12 protein-coding genes are annotated in these 17982 nt (G+C 44.2%); 5 read left to right on the forward strand and 7 right to left on the reverse strand.

The genetic code is table 11. The features are described from left to right. Positions 1-31: 31 nt before the first annotated feature. From csaB to HLI_RS14800, 4 genes are all read right to left on the reverse strand, one after another. The gene (gene csaB, locus HLI_RS14785) at positions 32-1105 is read right to left on the reverse strand and encodes a polysaccharide pyruvyl transferase CsaB (protein ID WP_128525689.1); all 1074 of its coding nucleotides are present in this window, start codon (positions 1103-1105) and stop codon (positions 32-34) included. A 24-nt stretch (positions 1106-1129) separates the two neighbouring features. After that, a complete protein-coding gene (locus HLI_RS14790; RefSeq protein WP_241656011.1) occupies positions 1130-2788 on the reverse strand; it encodes a putative polysaccharide biosynthesis protein in 1659 nt (552 codons plus the stop codon). After that, positions 2683-3414, reverse strand: coding sequence for a WecB/TagA/CpsF family glycosyltransferase (locus HLI_RS14795; RefSeq protein WP_128525691.1), 732 nt, complete (start codon positions 3412-3414; stop codon positions 2683-2685). Before HLI_RS14795 ends, HLI_RS14790 begins: the two co-directional genes overlap by 106 nt. A gap of 102 nt (positions 3415-3516) precedes the next feature. Further along, positions 3517-5448 (reverse strand): S-layer homology domain-containing protein, encoded by a 1932-nt coding sequence (locus HLI_RS14800; RefSeq protein ID WP_128525692.1) that lies wholly within the window; start codon positions 5446-5448, stop codon positions 3517-3519. Between the two features lie 362 nt (positions 5449-5810). On the opposite strand from HLI_RS14800, the gene HLI_RS14805 reads away from it, so the two are divergent. After that, positions 5811-7193 carry an N-acetylmuramoyl-L-alanine amidase gene (locus HLI_RS14805; RefSeq protein ID WP_128525693.1) on the forward strand — a complete coding sequence of 461 codons (1383 nt, stop codon included), beginning with the start codon at positions 5811-5813 and terminating at the stop codon, positions 7191-7193. Between the two features lie 62 nt (positions 7194-7255). Then, positions 7256-8902 (forward strand): S8 family serine peptidase, encoded by a 1647-nt coding sequence (locus HLI_RS14810; RefSeq protein ID WP_164908573.1) that lies wholly within the window; start codon positions 7256-7258, stop codon positions 8900-8902. 84 nt (positions 8903-8986) lie between these two features. Here the strand turns inward: HLI_RS14810 and HLI_RS14815 are convergent, their stop codons facing one another. From HLI_RS14815 to HLI_RS21730, 3 genes are all read right to left on the reverse strand, one after another. Further along, on the reverse strand, positions 8987-10198 hold the full coding sequence (locus tag HLI_RS14815; protein ID WP_128525695.1) for a DHHW family protein: 1212 nt from the start codon (positions 10196-10198) through the stop codon (positions 8987-8989). A gap of 11 nt (positions 10199-10209) precedes the next feature. After that, positions 10210-11622, reverse strand: coding sequence for an MBOAT family O-acyltransferase (locus HLI_RS14820; RefSeq protein WP_128525696.1), 1413 nt, complete (start codon positions 11620-11622; stop codon positions 10210-10212). Positions 11623-11769: 147 nt separating this feature from the next. Next, positions 11770-11922, reverse strand: a complete 153-nt coding sequence (locus HLI_RS21730) for a hypothetical protein (protein WP_164908574.1) — start codon at positions 11920-11922, stop codon at positions 11770-11772. A gap of 913 nt (positions 11923-12835) precedes the next feature. Here HLI_RS21730 and HLI_RS14825 point away from each other — a divergent pair. From HLI_RS14825 to HLI_RS14835, 3 genes are all read left to right on the forward strand, one after another. Continuing rightward, on the forward strand, positions 12836-15586 hold the full coding sequence (locus tag HLI_RS14825) for an S-layer homology domain-containing protein (protein ID WP_128525697.1): 2751 nt from the start codon (positions 12836-12838) through the stop codon (positions 15584-15586). A 75-nt stretch (positions 15587-15661) separates the two neighbouring features. Next, complete coding sequence (locus HLI_RS14830) at positions 15662-16414, forward strand: hypothetical protein (protein WP_128525698.1); 753 nt, start codon at positions 15662-15664, stop codon at positions 16412-16414. A gap of 201 nt (positions 16415-16615) precedes the next feature. Further along, the gene (locus HLI_RS14835) at positions 16616-17836 is read left to right on the forward strand and encodes an S-layer homology domain-containing protein (protein WP_164908575.1); all 1221 of its coding nucleotides are present in this window, start codon (positions 16616-16618) and stop codon (positions 17834-17836) included. The last annotated feature ends 146 nt before the right edge of the window (positions 17837-17982 follow it).

The following is a 17982-nucleotide window of genomic DNA, read 5'->3' on the forward strand; positions in this document are numbered from 1 at the left end:
AGAGCATGCCGTCAAGGGGACGGCATGCTCTCTATTTTTTATGTCTTCTGAAACAGGCGAGCGCTTCCTTGGGTGCCTGAGTGGCTTCTGAGCGGAGCGGACGCACCCTGGCGCTCAATTTCTCTTTATAGAATTCCAGACTGGCACAAAGGCGGTCGATTTCCTCGATCAGCGATTGTGGGGACCAAGAATCATCGTCGACGTGAGCGGTGACAGGGTAGTCCAGCTGCTCAGCCAAAGCGTCTATTTTTGGATCATAGGAAAGGGCTGCAAATGGAACGTTGCATATACCTGCGAAGATGAGCGCATGGAGCCTCATTCCGATCAGCAGATGGGATTGGGAGATGATCGATAACTTCACATCGATGGACAGATCCCCGGAATGGACGACAGTTTCCTCGCTGAGGGAGGCGGCCACCTTTGCAGAAAACGCCTCATCGGACGTGCCATGCATCGGAACGAAATGGATCACAAAACCGTTTTTACTGTAATGGTCGAGGATTGATGTCAGCTTATCGCGATATTTCTCTCCGCCCTTCCACTCACGAATACTGACGGCGAGCACCGGTTTTTCCGCGGGCTTTCCAATGCTTTGCGGATGGAAGTCATAACCGAAAACAGGATCCGGGAAAAGGTGGACCGGAGGGGAGACTTTGATTTCTTCTAATAATTGTCGTGAATGTCGATCCCGGACGGATAACCCGTCGACTCGATTCAAAGCCAACCTCACTAAACGGCGGCTCGATTTCTTATAGAAAGGGCCCATTCCTTGGGCATAGACATAGACGGGTTTCTTCAGCCATTTGGCGAGGTGGATGATCCCTGTATAATAAAGCACGGACCTTGGACCGGTCGCGTCTTGCAGTAAGCTTCCCCCGCCGCTGATCAACCCATCAGACTCCTTCAAAACCTTAGCGATTTCCTTGAATCGCCAACGGTTTACGGCATCGACCCCATACGTTTCCATCGTATGGGCGGGGTTTTGGGAAAGTACTGTAATGTGGATGGTCGGTTCGATAGCTTTCAACTGCTGGATCATTGCCTTTAGGATCGCTTCATCTCCAGTATTGTGAAAGCCGTAATAACCGGATAGGACGATTTTCATTTTCCGGCTCCCTTCCTTGTGGTATTAACGTTTCCATTTAGATAAGAATGGGACCTGTTGTAACATGCGCTGATCGATGGCTTTCCATTGCAACAAGCTGAACCCGTACAGGATCATATAGGTGGATGAAGCGAGCACAACGAAAAGAAGTGCCCCGCCACGTGACCATTCAGATGGTTCTATGAACAGGTAAGTGAGTGCTGTGATTCCCCCTAGCACGGTAGCTGTCCCTATGACTTTCGCTAAGCTTCCATGGTCGGGATTCAGTTGGATGCGCTGCTGGATCATCCGGCTATTGATGATGACGACGAGCATATAAGTAACCAGCGATCCGAGTGCTGCTCCTTCAATACCAAACACAGGGACAAAAAGGAAGTTGCTGATCCCTTTGACAGCGGCACCACCAAGGATGATGATGGCAGCGATTCGGGTAGCGTTCATTCCCTGGAGAATCGCTGTACCGACGAGCGTCAAGGAAATGAAGGCAGAACTTAAGCTTACTATACTGATCATCAGGCTTCCTTCTGTATCAGTGAAGAGGGCGATGTTGATCGGAACCGTCAGGACGATCAGTAAGATGGCGACAGGCCATGATAGGACATGAGTCAGCCCGCGGGTGGTTTCGATCAGATCCCCGGCCTCCTTCAGCTCTCCGTCGTTGACGTGCTTCGTTAATGAAGGAATCAAGGGGAGTATGACTGATGTAGCAAAAACTGTCGCGATCTGAACAAGGGCGAGGCCTCGTCCATAGATTCCATAAAGGAAGGTGACCTGGTCATCTCCTCCGTGGTGGACTTGCAGATTATAAGGAACTGTGACAGAGTCGACGACGTTAAAAAGAGCCATAGTCAGGGTGCCTATGGCAATCGGAAGCGATACGGAAAGAATCTTCTTCCCCCACTTTTTAAAAATGGAAAAACTGTATCCTTGCACAACCTGGACTTGAATCGTGGACTTCTGCAAACGGTTTTTTAAATAAATCAATGAGGCGGTTGCCCCGATAAATGAGCCGATCATAATACCGGCAGCGATCGTCGTGTCATTATAATCCATCGCCGTTAACGCATAGGCTGCGGCTAAGATGATGAGCACCCTGATAAATTGTTCGATCACTTGAGAGATGGCTGTTGGACGCATGTCTTCAAAGCCTTGGAAATAGCCACGGTCGACAGCCATATAAGGAGCGACCAGCAAGGTGAAGGATACAACAATCAACGAAGGCTCGGTCGCGCTTCCACCGATCATTTGCGAAATCGGATGTGAGAACACCAAAAGAAAGCCCATACTACTTATACCAAGCAATAGGGCCAAAATGCGTGCAGTCTTTTGAATGTGGTGAATGTCAGCTTCTGTTCCAGATGAACGTGCCTCAGCAATCAGCTTGGAAATGGCGATCGGAATGCCTGCAACTGACAGGATAAGGGCCACCATATAAACTGGATAAACAAGGCTGAAAATCCCTAACACTTCATCTCCGGCGATGTTTTGCAGCGGTACGCGGAAAAGGCTTCCTAAAAGCTTGGAAGTCAACGTCGCAATGGTCAGAATGAGCGTACTCTTAAGAAACAGGGAAGGCTTCATGGCTGTTTCCCGGCCTTTTGACGAAGGACTTTGTAAGTGAAGCGGGGGAGAGCATGCATTCTTCTCCAGCGGCTCGGCTGTTTCATAAGTCTGTACAGCCATTCTAAATTCATGTTCTGCCACCTCATCGGTGCCCTCTTCACATCTCCAGAAACGACATCGATACTTCCACCGACACAAATGAAGACGCCTTGATTGAATTTATTATAGTTCTCAGCAATCCATCTTTCCTGCTTAGGGACACCTAATGCGACAAAGACGATATCCGGCTGGGCTTGGTGAATATCCTCAGCAACTGTATGGTCGTCCCACTCGAAGTAGCCATTCCGTGAACCGACTACTTCTATATGAGGGTAATGGGCATTGATGTTGCGGACGGCTCTTTGCAATATATCTTCATGTGCGCCCAGTAAAAAGACGCGGTACTTTTTTTGTTCGGCTATTTGGAGGAATTCCATCATAATATCATAACCGGTCACCCGTTCAGGCAAGGGATCTTTCAGGAGCTTAGAAGCTTTCACGATGCCGATCCCATCAGCAGTTATGTACGAAGCGGCTTGTAAGCAATCCATATAATAGGAATCATCGTGGGCACGCATAACAATCTCGGGGTTAGCGGTGACGACGAAAGATTTTTCCCTTTGCTCGATATGTTGTTGTAGTTGTTGGACTAGAGTGACGTGGTCCATATTTGTGAAAGGTATTCCTAATATATTTACCTGCTTCATTTTATGATGTGACTCCTTTAATTAACACATTCCTGCTCTCCATAATATAACATAAAAAAGGAGCAACAATATAGTTGTTGCTCCTTCATTTTATAAACATGGTTATTTTGCGACAGGCAGCTTTTTGAAGCTGGTTCCGTAGGAGGAGAAACCATCACTGTAGGCGAATGTTTTTTCATATGAATCTCCGCCGATATTCTTAGGTGCAATTTCATACCAAGTGCCGTTCGCTTCGATTTCATCGAGGATTTGAACTGTCGTTCCCACTCTTGGCAGTTGGTACAGCTTATTGTCGCCAACCTCCGGATTCGCCCGGACATTTACGTAAGAAGCAACGGTTTGAGCAAGTTCATAGGCTTCCCCTTCTGGTCTGGTTTCATATTGGCTGCTCAAGTACTGATCTGCTCGATACATATGACCGGCAATTTTTTGACCCCAGTAAGCATCAGAAGCGTATTTCACGTTCATTCCGCTGCTCTTGTTGCCGAGGTGCGCGCCATTATAAATGGAAGTGCTTGAATCGAAGTAACGGGGTACGATGAACTCTTCTGCAGCTTCCAGAATACCTTCTTCGTAACTTTCATATTCCCAAGCATCTTCGTAAGGGTTTCCGTCATTTGCTCCGATTCCGAACAGGTTGTTTTTGTCTTTCGCGATTTTACTTTGGCCCCAGCTGCTTTCGTGGATCGCGTGGGCAAGAAGATAAAGGGCGTTTGTGCCATGCTCTTTTTCCGCTTTCTTGAAAGCATCACCAGTACCGATCAATGGACTGTCAGGAACCATGTGTGCTACATACTCATCAAGCTGTTCGCCTGTATACTCTGTTTCTGTATAAAGGGGCATTCTGTTGAAGTATTGGTAAGCTTCGCCTGCCAAAGTCCCTGATTGATTGTAGAATGTATTTCCGTTTTCACTATAGTATCTCGCATTTTCTTTCATGAAGTCTGGTGCAGCACCGTACATATACGAGGCTGTGCGGTCTGTAATGGCATTGTATAAGCGGTGATAGAGGTTACCATCGCTTACATAGTAATAGGATTCATCTTTGACCATATTCTCTGGCGTCAAGTTGACTTTTTTCGGATCGACATAGCCAACTGTATCAGCAAGGCGGATTTTAACCCAGTCTTCACTGATTTCGAGGACTTCTACATCTACTCCACTCGTTGTATAGGTCGTGTTAGATGTCATAGATTCAGAAGTATATAGAATCGTAAAGGCGTTGGTTGTTCCTTTTCCTTCATCGATCCAGACAATGTTACTCCCTTTCAGGACGACCTGGTCTCCGTCTGCATGAGCAACAGCCTCTTCGTATGTTTCATAGTCTCCGTGAATCGTAGGATCGTCATCTTGAGATAGAGTAGCTACCCGGTAATCCAACTCTTCAGGTGGCTCGAGCACATTCAACAGGCGGTTGATGACAGCCGCTGTTTCTCCACGGGAAGTCTTGTCAAAAGGTGCGAAATAAATTTTTCCATCTCTTTCTTTCCCGTTGATGATACCAAGGTCCGTCAATCGTTTGACAGCATCCTTCGCGTAAGATTTGATTTCATCCGTATCTTCAAACTCAAGGTCCTCTGCTTCACTAATGACACCTTTCAGTTCGGCGGCACTAACCATAATCATTGCCATATCCTGGCGTGTTATGTAATCGGTCGGTCCGAAGTTTCCATTCGGATACCCTTTGATCAGACCTTCGTCACTCGCAGCGATGATATATGGATAATACCATTTCTGCGGATCGACATCCCCGTAATTATAATCTTCAGAAGCGGCTACATCAGCAACCGTATCTTCTCCGAGTTGAATGTCGAGCGCTCTTACGATGAATGTCGTAAATTGGGCGCGTGTCACCTTGTCTTTTGGTCCGTATGTACCGTCTCCGTACCCTTTCATGATGCCCGCTTCTACGAGGGCCCTCATTTCTTCTTCAAATAGGGTGCCTGTAATATCGTCTTCTGCCGAGGCAGTTGCTGGAGTCGTTATTCCGACAAAAAGGACGACTGTCAGACACATTAGAAGTATTTTCTTCATATAATTGTTTCCTCCTTGTCATGTTTTGTAATCATCTCTTAATCTAACAAAAATTCTGAAATCTGAATAGCGCTCGATTTACCTATTTTTACTAAAATACCAGCCTTTGAGAAAAATATCTTTCTTACCCAGATTTATCGCCAAAAAAACTTAAGTTTTAAGATTTTATGACAAAAATATTAAAATAGGAAATTCGTCGGATAAAAAAACTGTCGTATTTTCCGATATAATAAGCGACTAGATGATGGTTACAATGACAATTATTGTAATTCGGAAAGGTGGTACGAGGAGAACTCTAGGAAATTCATTTTTCTGCTGTTTCTGCTTACGGGGATAAAACACATAAAGGAGTACGACTATAAATGGTAAAGAAAATGTCTGGTTTGCTTGTAGGTCTTCTTTTACTGAGTTTGGTTTTAGGTCAATATGATAAAGTTTCAGCATCGTCAATAGAGGGGATTCCATCTGCTTATGAAAATGAAATAACTTATCTGACCGGGAAATCGATCATCAAGGGTATGCCTGATGGTGCTTTCCATGGTTCTGATGAAGTGACAAGAGAACAAGCGGCTACAATGGTCGGACGTGCTTTGGATCTTGACGGGGAGCAAAGAAGTACTTCCTTTCCTGATGTGAACGAAGGTTCATTTGCTTCTGGGTACATACAGTCTGCCGTTGAAGAGGGAGTCATCAAGGGTTATCCGGATGGTACCTACAAACCGAAAGAAATTATGACACGTGGTGAAATGGCTTATTTGATTTCTAATGCTTTCAACTTGAAAGAGACGAGTGATGTTTCCTATAAAGATGTCAGCAATAAGAACAATGTTTATCACTCGGTCAACCTGCTTACAACAGCTGGAATCTCTGAAGGTGTGCCGGGCGGGTATTTCAAGCCGGAAAAAACAATCACACGTACAGAATTCGCTTTGTTCGTAGCTAGAGGGATGAACCCGGACTTCAAGGTTTCCCAAGAAGAGGAAGAGCCTTTAGAGGTGATTGATGAAAAAGTCGTCGACGCGGATTTCCTGAATGTCCGCCAAGGCCCTGGTGTCAACCACGAAAAAGTCGGTAAATTGGATCCGGGTGAGGTAGTTTCTGTTTACAAAAGAGAAGGAGATTGGGTTTACATCTCCTCTGGAAACACGAAAGGGTATGTCAATTCCTACTATTTAATTGACAAACCGACGAAGAATTGGAAAATAGCTTTGGATCCAGGGCATGGCGGCAGTGACCCTGGCGCAAGTGCGAATGGATTGATTGAGAAAAATGTCGTTCTTGATGTTGGTCTGAAAACAAGAGAAATTGTAGAAAATGCAGGAATTGATGTCGTCATGACACGTCAGTCTGACTGGTATCCATCACTGGACGGCCGTGTGGCGATCGCTACGAGAAACGATGCCGATGCATTCGTCAGCATCCACGCCAATGCTTTCATTAGCAGTGCAACTGGAGTGGAGACTTTCTATTATGCTGCAGGCTTGTCCGACCGCGAATATGCGAGTGTGAAGCTTGCTTCATTCATCAACAATCGTCTGTACAAAGAAATGGATATGTCGAACCGTGGTGTGAAGAACGTCGGCTACCGTGTCGTCAAAGCGAATCCACTACCAGCTGTTCTGACTGAAATCGGATTCTTGACCAATGATGAAGATTCTTCTAAACTTAAAACGCAGAAGTATCGTGAAGCAGCATCCAGAGCTGTTGCTCTTGGAATCGTTGACTATTATAATTGGAAAGAATAAGGAATAGAAGCGAACATATTGTTCGCTTCTATTTATTTTAGGATCCGAGAGGGGAAATGTTCATGAAACACGCACACAAGATTTGGCTTGGTTTTTTCATCATCCTGCTAGTCTCATCATTAGGGACTACGGCCTCAGCTGAAGGTTTACCGTCATCTGAGCGAATGATGATCGGATTTGAAGACTCTATCGATGAAAGACTGCTAGAAGAGATTTCCGCCGAGGTCCATCATACATATGAAAAAATGAATGTTGTTTCAGCATCCCTCGAAAAGGATAAAATCAAAGAGTTACGTTCACATCCAGAGGTGAAATGGCTCGAAGAAGATCAGAAAGTGAAAACGAGCGCTCAAAAGCAGACATGGGGCTATGAAACTACGAAAATCGGACAATCCAGAGAATGGGGCCTCGCAGGTGAAGGGGTCAAAGTCGCTATTGTTGATACAGGAGTAGATAGCAGTCACCCCGACTTGAATATTAAAAAAGGTGTCAGTGTTTTGGATGAAACAGACAGCTGGCAGGATGACAATGGCCACGGCACCCATGTGGCAGGAGTGATCGGCGCCCAGGATAATGATGTAGGGATAGTCGGTGTCGCACCACAGTCAGAAATATATGCCGTCAAAGCCCTTGATGAAGAAGGGGATGGCTGGGAAAGTGAAATCGTCGCAGGTGTCGAGTGGGCGATCGAGCAGAAGGTTGACATCATCAACTTGAGCTTGACTTCCTGTAAACCATCGACTGGAATGAAACAGACACTCGAGCGCGCAGAAAATGCTGGAATCACGGTTGTCGCAGCTTCAGGAAACGGAATCCTCTGCGGCGGGGAATATTTGAATGATGTCATGTATCCAGCACGCTACGAGAGTGTCATCAGTGTCGGCGCTGTCGATCAGAAGGATGCACGCGCGTTATTTTCCTATGGCGGTGAATCTTTGGACTTTGTAGCTCCCGGGACAAGCATTTACAGTTCTTACATCACGACAGATAAATACCCGGATGGCTATAGGAGTATGAATGGTACATCGATGGCAGCTCCTTATGTGAGCGGGGTTTTGGCTTTGACGCTAGAGGCTTATCCTCATGCAACAGAGGAAGAAGTGAAAAACCTTCTTGTTGACAGGGGCATCGATCTTGGTGAAGCTGGAAAAGATTTCGACTATGGGTACGGGCTGGTTCAATCGCTCGATCGTCCGTTTGCAGATGTCCGTCCTGGTGATTGGCATTATCCATACATCCGCAGTTTATATAAAGAGGAAATCGTCAAAGGTGTGGCAGACGGAAGGTATGCACCACTCGGTGAAATTTCCCGCGAAGAAGTCGTGACGATGATCGGTCGTGCGATCGGTCTTGACGGAACAAAACGGGCCTCCCATTTTCCTGATGTGGATGCTTCCACCTTTGGCTCTGGTTATATCGCATCGGCGGTCGAGGAAGGGTTCATCAAAGGTCTTCCTGATGGTACATTTGCACCGAAACAGAAGATTTCCCGAGGTGAAGTCGCCGTCATCATCGACAGGGTATTTGACCTTGCTCCAGACACAACGGTCTCGTTCCCGGATGTTTCTGAAGACTGCTACTGCTATGAAGCGGTAACAGCGGTAGCTTCTGCAGGAATCGTCAATGGTTTTCCTGACGGCACATTCGGTTCTGATGAAAACATCACGCGTTCTGAACTTGCTGCCGTTTTAGATCGGGCACTTCAATAAATACACAAAAAACGTCCTCTCCGGTAATTACGGGGAGGACGTTTTTATATAAATGAGCGCCTTGGCTAAGTGCACCATGCCGTTTTAGTCCTGGGACTCTGGAGGCTGGTTGAATTCGTAAATCGCTCCAGCACTTGAAGGGTCATTATACATCACCATGACGATGTCGAAATCGTGGTTCTTAATATACTCCATTAAGGAGCGGTCTTTATTGTGACGAGGGTCATAATACGTTGTTTCCTGAAATTGCTGAGCCATGAGGAATGATAACGCATTGACGTAAGAATCCTTGATAATCAGCACTTTTTCACCTTCAGGTCGAGCAGGGTTGGTGATTTTCAATTCCCTGAAATCTGTCGTATGGAGGGTACTATAGTAAACTTTTTCCTCGGTATCATGGAAGGCGCGGCCGTAGATGTTCTGGTTATCGACACGCTCTCCTTCATTCTCTACTACAAAATCATCATAGGCATCGTCTTTAGGGAAAAACGCACATTTTCTTTCTTCGGTATCGACAGATAAATACAGCTGGCGGTTGAAGCTGCCCACGAATTCCTTCTCAGAAAGACAGGAACGTTCATAGGCATCATGTGTAAGCTTTTCAGTAACCGGTGAAAACTCCTGGTTCTGCTCAGCCAGCCATTCAATGATTTTTCGGTACCCTTCAAAGGCGCCGTAGCTGTTCCAATGGTGATCCGTTTTGAAAAATAACTGCTTCATCTCTGAATCACTATAGTCTTCATTGAACTGTTCGATCATGTCCATTTTTTCCACTGAACGATCCAAAGAGTTCAAAAAGTAGTGCCGGACTTGATCGTATGCGCCCCGTTCAATGTAATCAGGTAGCAGGAACTGCATGTTCGTCACTTTATGAGGCGTATTGATATAGTAGAAATCCATTCCTTTATTTTGTAATTCCTCGTTGAGGGCATTGACGTGCTCGGCTCCTTCTGCCAATTGACCTTCAGGGAAGGAATGGTCCGGTTCTGTCGTAATCCACGCATCCTCAGATACATAGTATCCCAATAAAAAGGTCTTATCGAGAGTTGACTGGATGTTTAAATATGTCTTCAACCAAACATCCCTGCCCGGGAACTGATCGGTGAAAAATTGCTCGAACCGTTTCATGAATTCCCCGTTCACAATTTGATTTCCTTCTATAGGGGGAGCTGTAGCGAGCGAGCGGTTTTCGATATAGGATGTTTCTCTGACTGGACTGAAAATCATATAAAGACCGATTGTGAAAAGCACGATTACAAATCCGATGGAAGTAAGGGCATTCCTCAATTTTTTCATCTCGTTCCCCCTTAGAATCTGAAGTAAATGAATGGGTTATAAGTCGAATTCACCAATTGGAGCATAGAAGCAATCATCAATAGCATATAGAAAGCGGTCGACATCCATGGAAAAGTGACTTGGAAAGGCTTTTTCTTCTGGATGGAACTGGTCTTCTTTTTCAAATAGGGCAGAACCGGCATGCTGAATAGAATCCCTAAGGCGAAGATATACCAGTAATCGTTCAAATAGATGTAGCTTTGGCTGTCCATCAACCCGTTGATCCCCATCCCGAACATCCGCTCGAGATAGGAGAGGGAATAGGTGAAATCATCGGCACGGAAGAAAACCCATCCGATCATGACAATCAATAGAAGGTAAAGATGCTGGAAGGGACGCCATAATCTCGAGAGAAGGTTTGCTCCCCCGAGCCGTTCCATAGTGATCAGTACCCCATAATAGAAACCCCATGCCATGAAGGTCCAGCTGGCTCCGTGCCAGAAGCCGGTGATCGTCCAGACGATCAACAAATTGCGGATCGTTTTAGCCTCGCCTTTCCGGTTCCCACCCAAAGGAATATATACATAATCCCGGAACCAGGCTCCTAATGAAATGTGCCAGCGTTTCCAGAATTCCGTGACATTCAATGAGATATAAGGAAAGTTGAAGTTCTCGAGAAAGTCGAAGCCGAACATTTTACCGAGACCGATCGCCATATCACTATACCCGGAGAAATCGAAATAGATTTGCAGGGTGTAAGCGAGAATACCGATCCACGCCGTAGCTAAACTCAAATCATCTGTCGAACTCGTGAAGACTCCATCAGCGACTTCACCGAAGGCATTCGCAAGCAGGACTTTTTTTGCTAAGCCGATGATGAACCGTCTGACCCCTTCAGAGAATTTATCCAACGTGACCTTACGCTTCATCAGTTGTTCATTGATGGTGTTATACCTGACAATCGGGCCGGCGACCAATTGCGGGAAAAAGGATATGTAAAGAGCTAAAGAAATCAGGTTCTTTTGCGGTTCTACCTGCTTGCGATAAACATCAATGACATAGCTCATCGCTTGGAAAGTGAAAAAGGAAATCCCGATCGGAAGCGGAAGCTCTGTCAATTCCAATGACGTGTTGAATAAGCGATTCACATTTGTAATGAAGAAATCGGCATATTTGAAGTAACCGAGAATCGCCACATTTCCGATGATCGCTAAAGCTAAGTAAGCCTTCTTCCTTGCTGTATTCTTGCCGATCATCCTGCCGAGAAAGTAATTCATATGGATGGAGAAGAGCATGAGAAAAATATAGACTGGCTCTCCCCAGGCATAAAAGAACAGACTGGCGATCAATAGGATGATATTTTTAATAGCTTTTGGCGAGATGAAGTATGCCAGTAGAATGATAGGCAAGAAACAGAACAGAAAGACTAAGTTACTGAATACCATGTTGTGTCCACCTTTTATGTAGGCTTTGTTCGAAACACTGGTTCCGTTGATTTAAAAAACGGAAAGGGCTCAGGGAAACGACTTCGCTTTCCGTGGGAGTACGCTGAGCCTCCTCGAGCTTTTCGCGAAGCCCCTGGATAACGCTTTTCAATCTAGAGGAGCTGTTAGCGTTGGTTGTTGCTTCTCACGAATCGCTTGTCGGTGGATGCTTGCCGCGGGCACGGCCTCAGCTAACTTGGTCAAGAAGATCATTTGACCAAGTGGATCTTCGGCTCGCACTGTTCCCGCAGGCGTCACCACCGAACGCTCATCGTGGAATCAACAGTGCTTCCGCTTTCAAGTTAGGAGTCTCGCACATTTCACCCCGCCAACGCCAGGTTTTCTTTCCTATACAAGACTTCCGTTGCTGGAAAAAGAAAAAGCAGTGCCTCGCTTCACCGTTTCCCACCGTCCTTTGCCATGAAGGAAAACGGAACCTATAAAATATCTGAACAAGGTTGAAGAACTCTATTACATAGAGGAAAACCTGATTAATTATTAGATAGGAAAGTTGAGAGACTCCAGCGAGCAGAACATCGAGACTTGAAGTTAGGTTAACTTGTTCCCTTCCTCATACTTTTCGAGTTACCTCGTTTTTAATAGACGGGGTGTATGGGAGTGGGGCGGAAGTCTGTTGAATATATTATATACTGTCATTATGTGTGGAAATAGGACAAAAATTCCCAATCTATATTTTATCACTTTTTGTCAAAGAGTGAAGGTTTGAAAGAAAAGATTTGAAGAGTGGGGACTAGAGACCTGTGCTGATAGACTCTTAATAATTGCTTAATATTCTGAACTGTTACGTGCTGGTTTCGAAAATAAATTTATAAAAATGTTTAGGTTTTTGTTAAAAAGTTAATAAAAACACCGATATAACTAGTGGTTAAGAGAAATGTAATGTCGATATTTCAGTGTTTTTCGAAAAATATGAGCGAAACTATTGAAATAAAATTGAAATCTTGTATCATTAACAAGTGAGGAATTTTAACCCACCACAAACAAAATAAACCAATTTGTTGAACATATATGCTTATATGACACCTGAGAAACCTACATAAATATGGTGGTATGGGTTTAATGACTTAGCGAAATCTACTAATCTTCCTCATCCTTCTAAAAAAGAGGGTGAATAGGATTAGTTGAAAATATCTTTTAGGAGGAAACAAATTTTATGTCTTACCAACCTAAATCAAATCGTAAATTCTACGCAACAGCCCTTACTACAGCGGTGGTAGCTTCTGCAGTAGCACCAGTTGCTGTATCCGCGGATCACGTCTTCCCTGATGTTGAAGATGGCGAATATTATTCTGATGCTGTTCAGTATCTTGCTGACAATGCAGTCCTGCAAGGAAATGAAGAAGGCAACTTCAATCCAGAAGGAAACATCATCCGTGCTTCAGCTGCTGAAGTATTGATGAAAGCACAAAGCATCGTTCCTGGTGGAACTGAAGATTTCTCTGATGTAGATGAAGATGACTGGTTCTACAATGCAGTCCGCGCTACTTCTCCTGCAATCTTCGAAGGTAACGGCGATGGCATGTTCGTGCCAGATCGTGAACTTACTCGTCAGGAAGCAGCAGCGATCATCGTTCGTGCTTATGACTTGAGTGGTGGAGAAGATCACCCGTTCTCTGATGTTGAAAAAGGCAGCTGGGCTGAAGATGATATCGCAGTCGCATACGAAAATGGCATCATCAAAGGTAACGGCGAAGGTGAATTCATGCCTGAAGATAATGTAACTCGTAAAGACTTTGCAGTAATGGTTTACCGTGCAATGGGCGAGCCAACTTTAGATGTGACTGTAGAAAGCACAACTGTCATTGATGCTAATACTCTAGAAGTTACTTGGAGCAATGATGAGACTACAGAAGTAAGCCTTGAAGAAGCACTAGTTAACGGTGAAAACGAAGTAACTTTCGAAGTTGACGGAGAAGAGTACACTGTAACTGTTAATTACGATGCAGTAACTCCAGCTGTTGAAGCGGCTGAAACAGCAATTGCCGAGCTTCCAGAAGAATTGACTCTCGAAGACGCTGAAACAGTAGAAGCAGCTCGTGCACTTGTAGAAACTGTTTATGAACTAGACGAAGATGCTGAAATCGAAGGTCTTGAAACTCTAGTAACAGCAGAAGAAACGATCGCAGCACTTGAAGCAGAAGCTGCAGCAGTAGCAGAAGCTACGGAAGCAGTTGAAACTGCTGAAGAAACTCTTCTAGAAGAAGATCTTGCTGACGCTCAAGAGCTTGTTGCTGAGCTTTCTGACTCTGACGATAAAGTTCTATTGAACGCTCGTCTTGTAAATGTACAAGATCAATTGGATAGCATCATTGAAGCAGTAAATACAGCAGAAGGTGAGCTAGAAACTTTCCGCGCTCTTGATGTGAAACCATTTGAAAATGTTAACGAAGATTACATCACTGATTATGTAACAGCCCTTGATGACTATGTAACAGCTAATGGTGAATTCGAAACTGCTGCTGATATCCAAGGTGTAATCGATGCTGTAAACAAAACTAACCTTGATGCAGAGCTTAAATCTGATGTAGACGCTGCTAATGATGCTGTCGATAGTGTGGAAGCAGTTGACTTTACTGCTGACAACTTCGATCAAGATGCCTTCGATGTGTTAGTAAACGAAGCTCAAGCTGCTATCGATGAGCTGCCATCTGATTATAAAGTAGAGGAAGACGATGATGCTCCATTAGCTGAAACTCTACAAAATGATTTGGATGAAGCAGTAGAGCTTGCTTCTAACTACCAGAACGTTGTTGAACCAGTAGTAGATGCTGGTAATCAGGTTGATCTATACAATGCTCTTGTAGAGAACTTTGACAATGTTGTTGAAGAGAACATCGGTGAATATGATTTCACAGATTTCACAACTGTTGAAGAAGTGCAGTATGAGATTAACTTCGTGAATGCTTCCGAAACAATTGATGCATTTGAAGTTGACGCTGACACTACACAAGAAGACATTGATGCTCTAAAAGCATTAGTACCTATGACTGGTGAAGAAGATGATGATGGAAATGCAACTCCTACAGATGCAGAACAAGAACTTCTTAATGCAGTTGATGCTTATCAGACAGAATTTGATAACCTTACAAAAGCTACTGAAGACCTTACAAAAGCAGTAACGGCTGCTGAAGCTGCACTTGATGCTTATCTTGCAGCTGGTGGTGACGAAGAAGATACAGTTTATACTGATGTAGAAGCTGAACTTGAAGATGCTGAAAATGTAGACTTCGATAGCGAAACATCTCTAACAACAGCAACTGGTGAACTTACTACTGCAACTGGAGCGCTTGAAACTGCTACAGATAACATGGCGTCTCTTAATGAAGCTGTAACAGCAGCTGAATCTGCTCAGGAAGCATATCTAGCAGCTGGCGGTGAAGAAGAAGACGGTCTTTATCAAGCTGTAACTGATGCACTTGATGCTGATCCACAAGTTGAAGCTGACATTGAATCAGCAACAACTGATCTTGAAGTTGCAACTGCAGAGCTTGAGCTTGTAAGTTCTATCAACGATGCTGAAACAGCTGAAGAGCTTGCGACAGCACTTGTAAACCTTGAAAATGATAATTTCAACAACCTTACTAGCACACAGCGTCTAGAAGTGGCTGAGTGGTTCATGACTACTGTAGAAGATCAAGACCCAGCTTACTCTGACTCAACTGTAATTTCTACTGACCTTTCAGATGAAATTTCTAACGTTGACGGAGATGGTTACCTAGACCTACTTGCTGGTGTTAACGGAGCAACTTCTATTACTACTGCAGATGAAGCTCTAGAAGCTCTTAATATTGAAGAGTACGAAGCACTTTCTGCTGCTGAGCAACTTGATGCAGCTGAAAACGTATGGAATAACCAACCTGAAGGTGGATACACTTCCATTTCTTCAATCGTTGCAAACTTCTAATCTAGACTTTATATTTAAGAAGCCAACCTTAATTGGTTGGCTTCTTTACTTACATACAATGGAGGAGCTGATCGGATGACTGCCAATACAACGAAGACTGGAACCATAGCTTCAGTCCATACTCAACCCATCGATCGAAATTTGAAAAACATAACTGTTACGTCTACCCCATACTCCAATCCACAGAGTCTGTATTCAACTATGGGTGAGTGCTATAAAAAGCTCTACAATCAAGAAAACATCACCACTGAAGAAATCAATGAATTCCGTTCAATGGTTGAACGGCTAGCCGCGGATTCGGATAAGTATGCAGAAGGCCAATTCAAACTGCGGAAGCTGAAGAAAAAAGTAAAAGCGCTTCAAAATCATAAGGTAGATCAGAAGCCGGAGACGCTCCAGGATTTTTTGATCAATCAAAAGATCGAGAGTTTTATCAATATCGGTTCATTTGGCCGCAAATGGGTAGTGGAGCGGCTTGTCGAGGAAGAGATCAAGTCAGCGCCTGAACATGAAATCGAAAGCCAGTTGAATGAGAAAATCCTGTTATTGAAAGAGCATCTCTCTTTAATGAAGGAACACGACAAAGCAGAAGGTTTTATGGGGCGTCTTTCAGAATTGGATATTACATTCGAGAGTGACCTGCTAGCTGGTAAAGTGGCGGAAAAGTTACTCCTCAAGGATCTTTCTGATGTAAATACTTTATCCGATCTTCATCGGATCATTGATGCTGTCAGGAATGAGATTGAAGAGACGGGGATCGTTGACAGCACATTTGAAGAAAGGACGTTTGAACAGTTTCATCAGCAAGCGGACGATATAGAAAAATAATGAGACAGATAGCAGTTCAGTTAATGGGTGCAAAAAATGTAAGTTCACCCTATTTACTGGGCTGTTTTTTGTGAATATATAACTAAGCCTATTTATTCAGTTCACTCTAATACTCTACGAATATATGAATAGTATGGCATTGTTTCCTTAATTTGTAGTACAATGGAATTGGCAAAAAATTGTAAGGAGGAATGTGTACGTATGAAGAAACTGTTGACTTTGGCATTATCACTGTCGTTTATTTTCTCACTTTCCATTACAAGTGTAAGCGCTGCCGATTCTTTCCCGGACCTGGATAAAGCAAGCTGGGCAAAGGATGAAATAACTTATTTGAATGAAGAAGGAATTGTTAACGGATTGCCGGATGGTACGTTCGGTCCGATGAAAGATGTGACACGCGCACAGGTGGCTATCATGATAGTCCGTGACATGTATCCAAACCAGACCCATGAAGGGGACGTACCCTTCGACGATGTATCAGAAGGTGCGTATTATTATGATGAAGTATCTGTCGCCTATGAACAAGGCATCCTCAAAGGTGACGGTGAAAACATGAGACCTGAAGATCCAATCAGCCGTGCAGAAGCAGTTGTTATGGTTGATCGGGCCTATGACATTGAAAGAGATGGAGAGGTCGATGGTTTCCCTGACTCTGATGATATTCCTTGGGCAACTGAAAGCATCCTTGATTTGACTTCCCAGCATATTATCAACGGTAAACCTGATGGAACATTCGCTCCTTTTGAAGATATTACGCGTGCGTCATTCGCAAAAGTACTGGCTGCAACGATTGAGCCTTCCTTCCGATCTGATCAATTGAGTGAGAATGAAATCGCTCAAAAAACGGAAGCTTTGCAGGAGAAAGTTTTCAATACTCTATACGGTGATTTGAAGGAACACGGTGCGGACAGTGAAGACCGTGATTATCAAAGAATTGAAGATGAAATGGCTGAGTATGTAACAAGTGACTTCAACGAAGAAGTCGAAGGAACTTATTATGAAGCATGCTTAAGCTGTGATACCTTGTACTATGACAATAACTTCGCATGGGATATTCTTATGGATGTGACTGAGAATAACAGCAATAAGGTCGTCGTTGAAACCGCCCAGCTCCAAGCTTTCACATACCTGGGTTCATTTGAAACGGTTACTCTGATCAAAGAGGACGGCAAATGGAAGCTGGATGGAATTGACGGTGAAGTCTTTGACGCTGATCGTCACTTGGATCTGACTGTAGAACAGGCAGAGCAGAGAATTTATGATCAGTTTGATGTTAACGATGTCAATTTCGTGCGCACGTACGAAAAAGAAGTACAGGACATGGATGGAGAATCTTACAATACCGATATCCACGTGTTCAAGAATGAAGACGATGGTGCGGTATTTGAAGTGGACGCATCCACTGGCGGTACTGACGTCTAAAAAAATCCCCTATAACTTAAGGTGGGATCCGTGAATGCGGATCCCATTTTTTTTTATGTGCAAATCTATCATTTTACCTATCTTTTGGGAGCGCTTTAAGTAAACTCCTTGTAAAATTATGAGAAACATGTAGGAATTAAATGAAG

Origin of the sequence: Halobacillus litoralis (assembly GCF_004101865.1) — a bacterium.
Classification (GTDB): Bacteria; Bacillota; Bacilli; order Bacillales; family Halobacillaceae; genus Halobacillus; species Halobacillus litoralis_A.

What these genes read in the sequence shown, in the direction of transcription:
- HLI_RS14830 (WP_128525698.1), top strand. Translation starts at nt 15,662, where the DNA reads ATGACTGCCAATACAACGAAGACTGGAACCATAGCTTCAGTCCATACT.
- HLI_RS14835 (WP_164908575.1), top strand. Translation starts at nt 16,616, where the DNA reads ATGAAGAAACTGTTGACTTTGGCATTATCACTGTCGTTTATTTTCTCA.
- HLI_RS14800 (WP_128525692.1), bottom strand. Translation starts at nt 5,448, where the DNA reads ATGAAGAAAATACTTCTAATGTGTCTGACAGTCGTCCTTTTTGTCGGA.
- HLI_RS14825 (WP_128525697.1), top strand. Translation starts at nt 12,836, where the DNA reads ATGTCTTACCAACCTAAATCAAATCGTAAATTCTACGCAACAGCCCTT.
- HLI_RS14805 (WP_128525693.1), top strand. Translation starts at nt 5,811, where the DNA reads ATGGTAAAGAAAATGTCTGGTTTGCTTGTAGGTCTTCTTTTACTGAGT.
- HLI_RS14790 (WP_241656011.1), bottom strand. Translation starts at nt 2,788, where the DNA reads ATGGCTGTACAGACTTATGAAACAGCCGAGCCGCTGGAGAAGAATGCA.
- HLI_RS14820 (WP_128525696.1), bottom strand. Translation starts at nt 11,622, where the DNA reads ATGGTATTCAGTAACTTAGTCTTTCTGTTCTGTTTCTTGCCTATCATT.
- HLI_RS14795 (WP_128525691.1), bottom strand. Translation starts at nt 3,414, where the DNA reads ATGAAGCAGGTAAATATATTAGGAATACCTTTCACAAATATGGACCAC.
- HLI_RS14815 (WP_128525695.1), bottom strand. Translation starts at nt 10,198, where the DNA reads ATGAAAAAATTGAGGAATGCCCTTACTTCCATCGGATTTGTAATCGTG.
- HLI_RS14810 (WP_164908573.1), top strand. Translation starts at nt 7,256, where the DNA reads ATGAAACACGCACACAAGATTTGGCTTGGTTTTTTCATCATCCTGCTA.
- csaB (WP_128525689.1), bottom strand. Translation starts at nt 1,105, where the DNA reads ATGAAAATCGTCCTATCCGGTTATTACGGCTTTCACAATACTGGAGAT.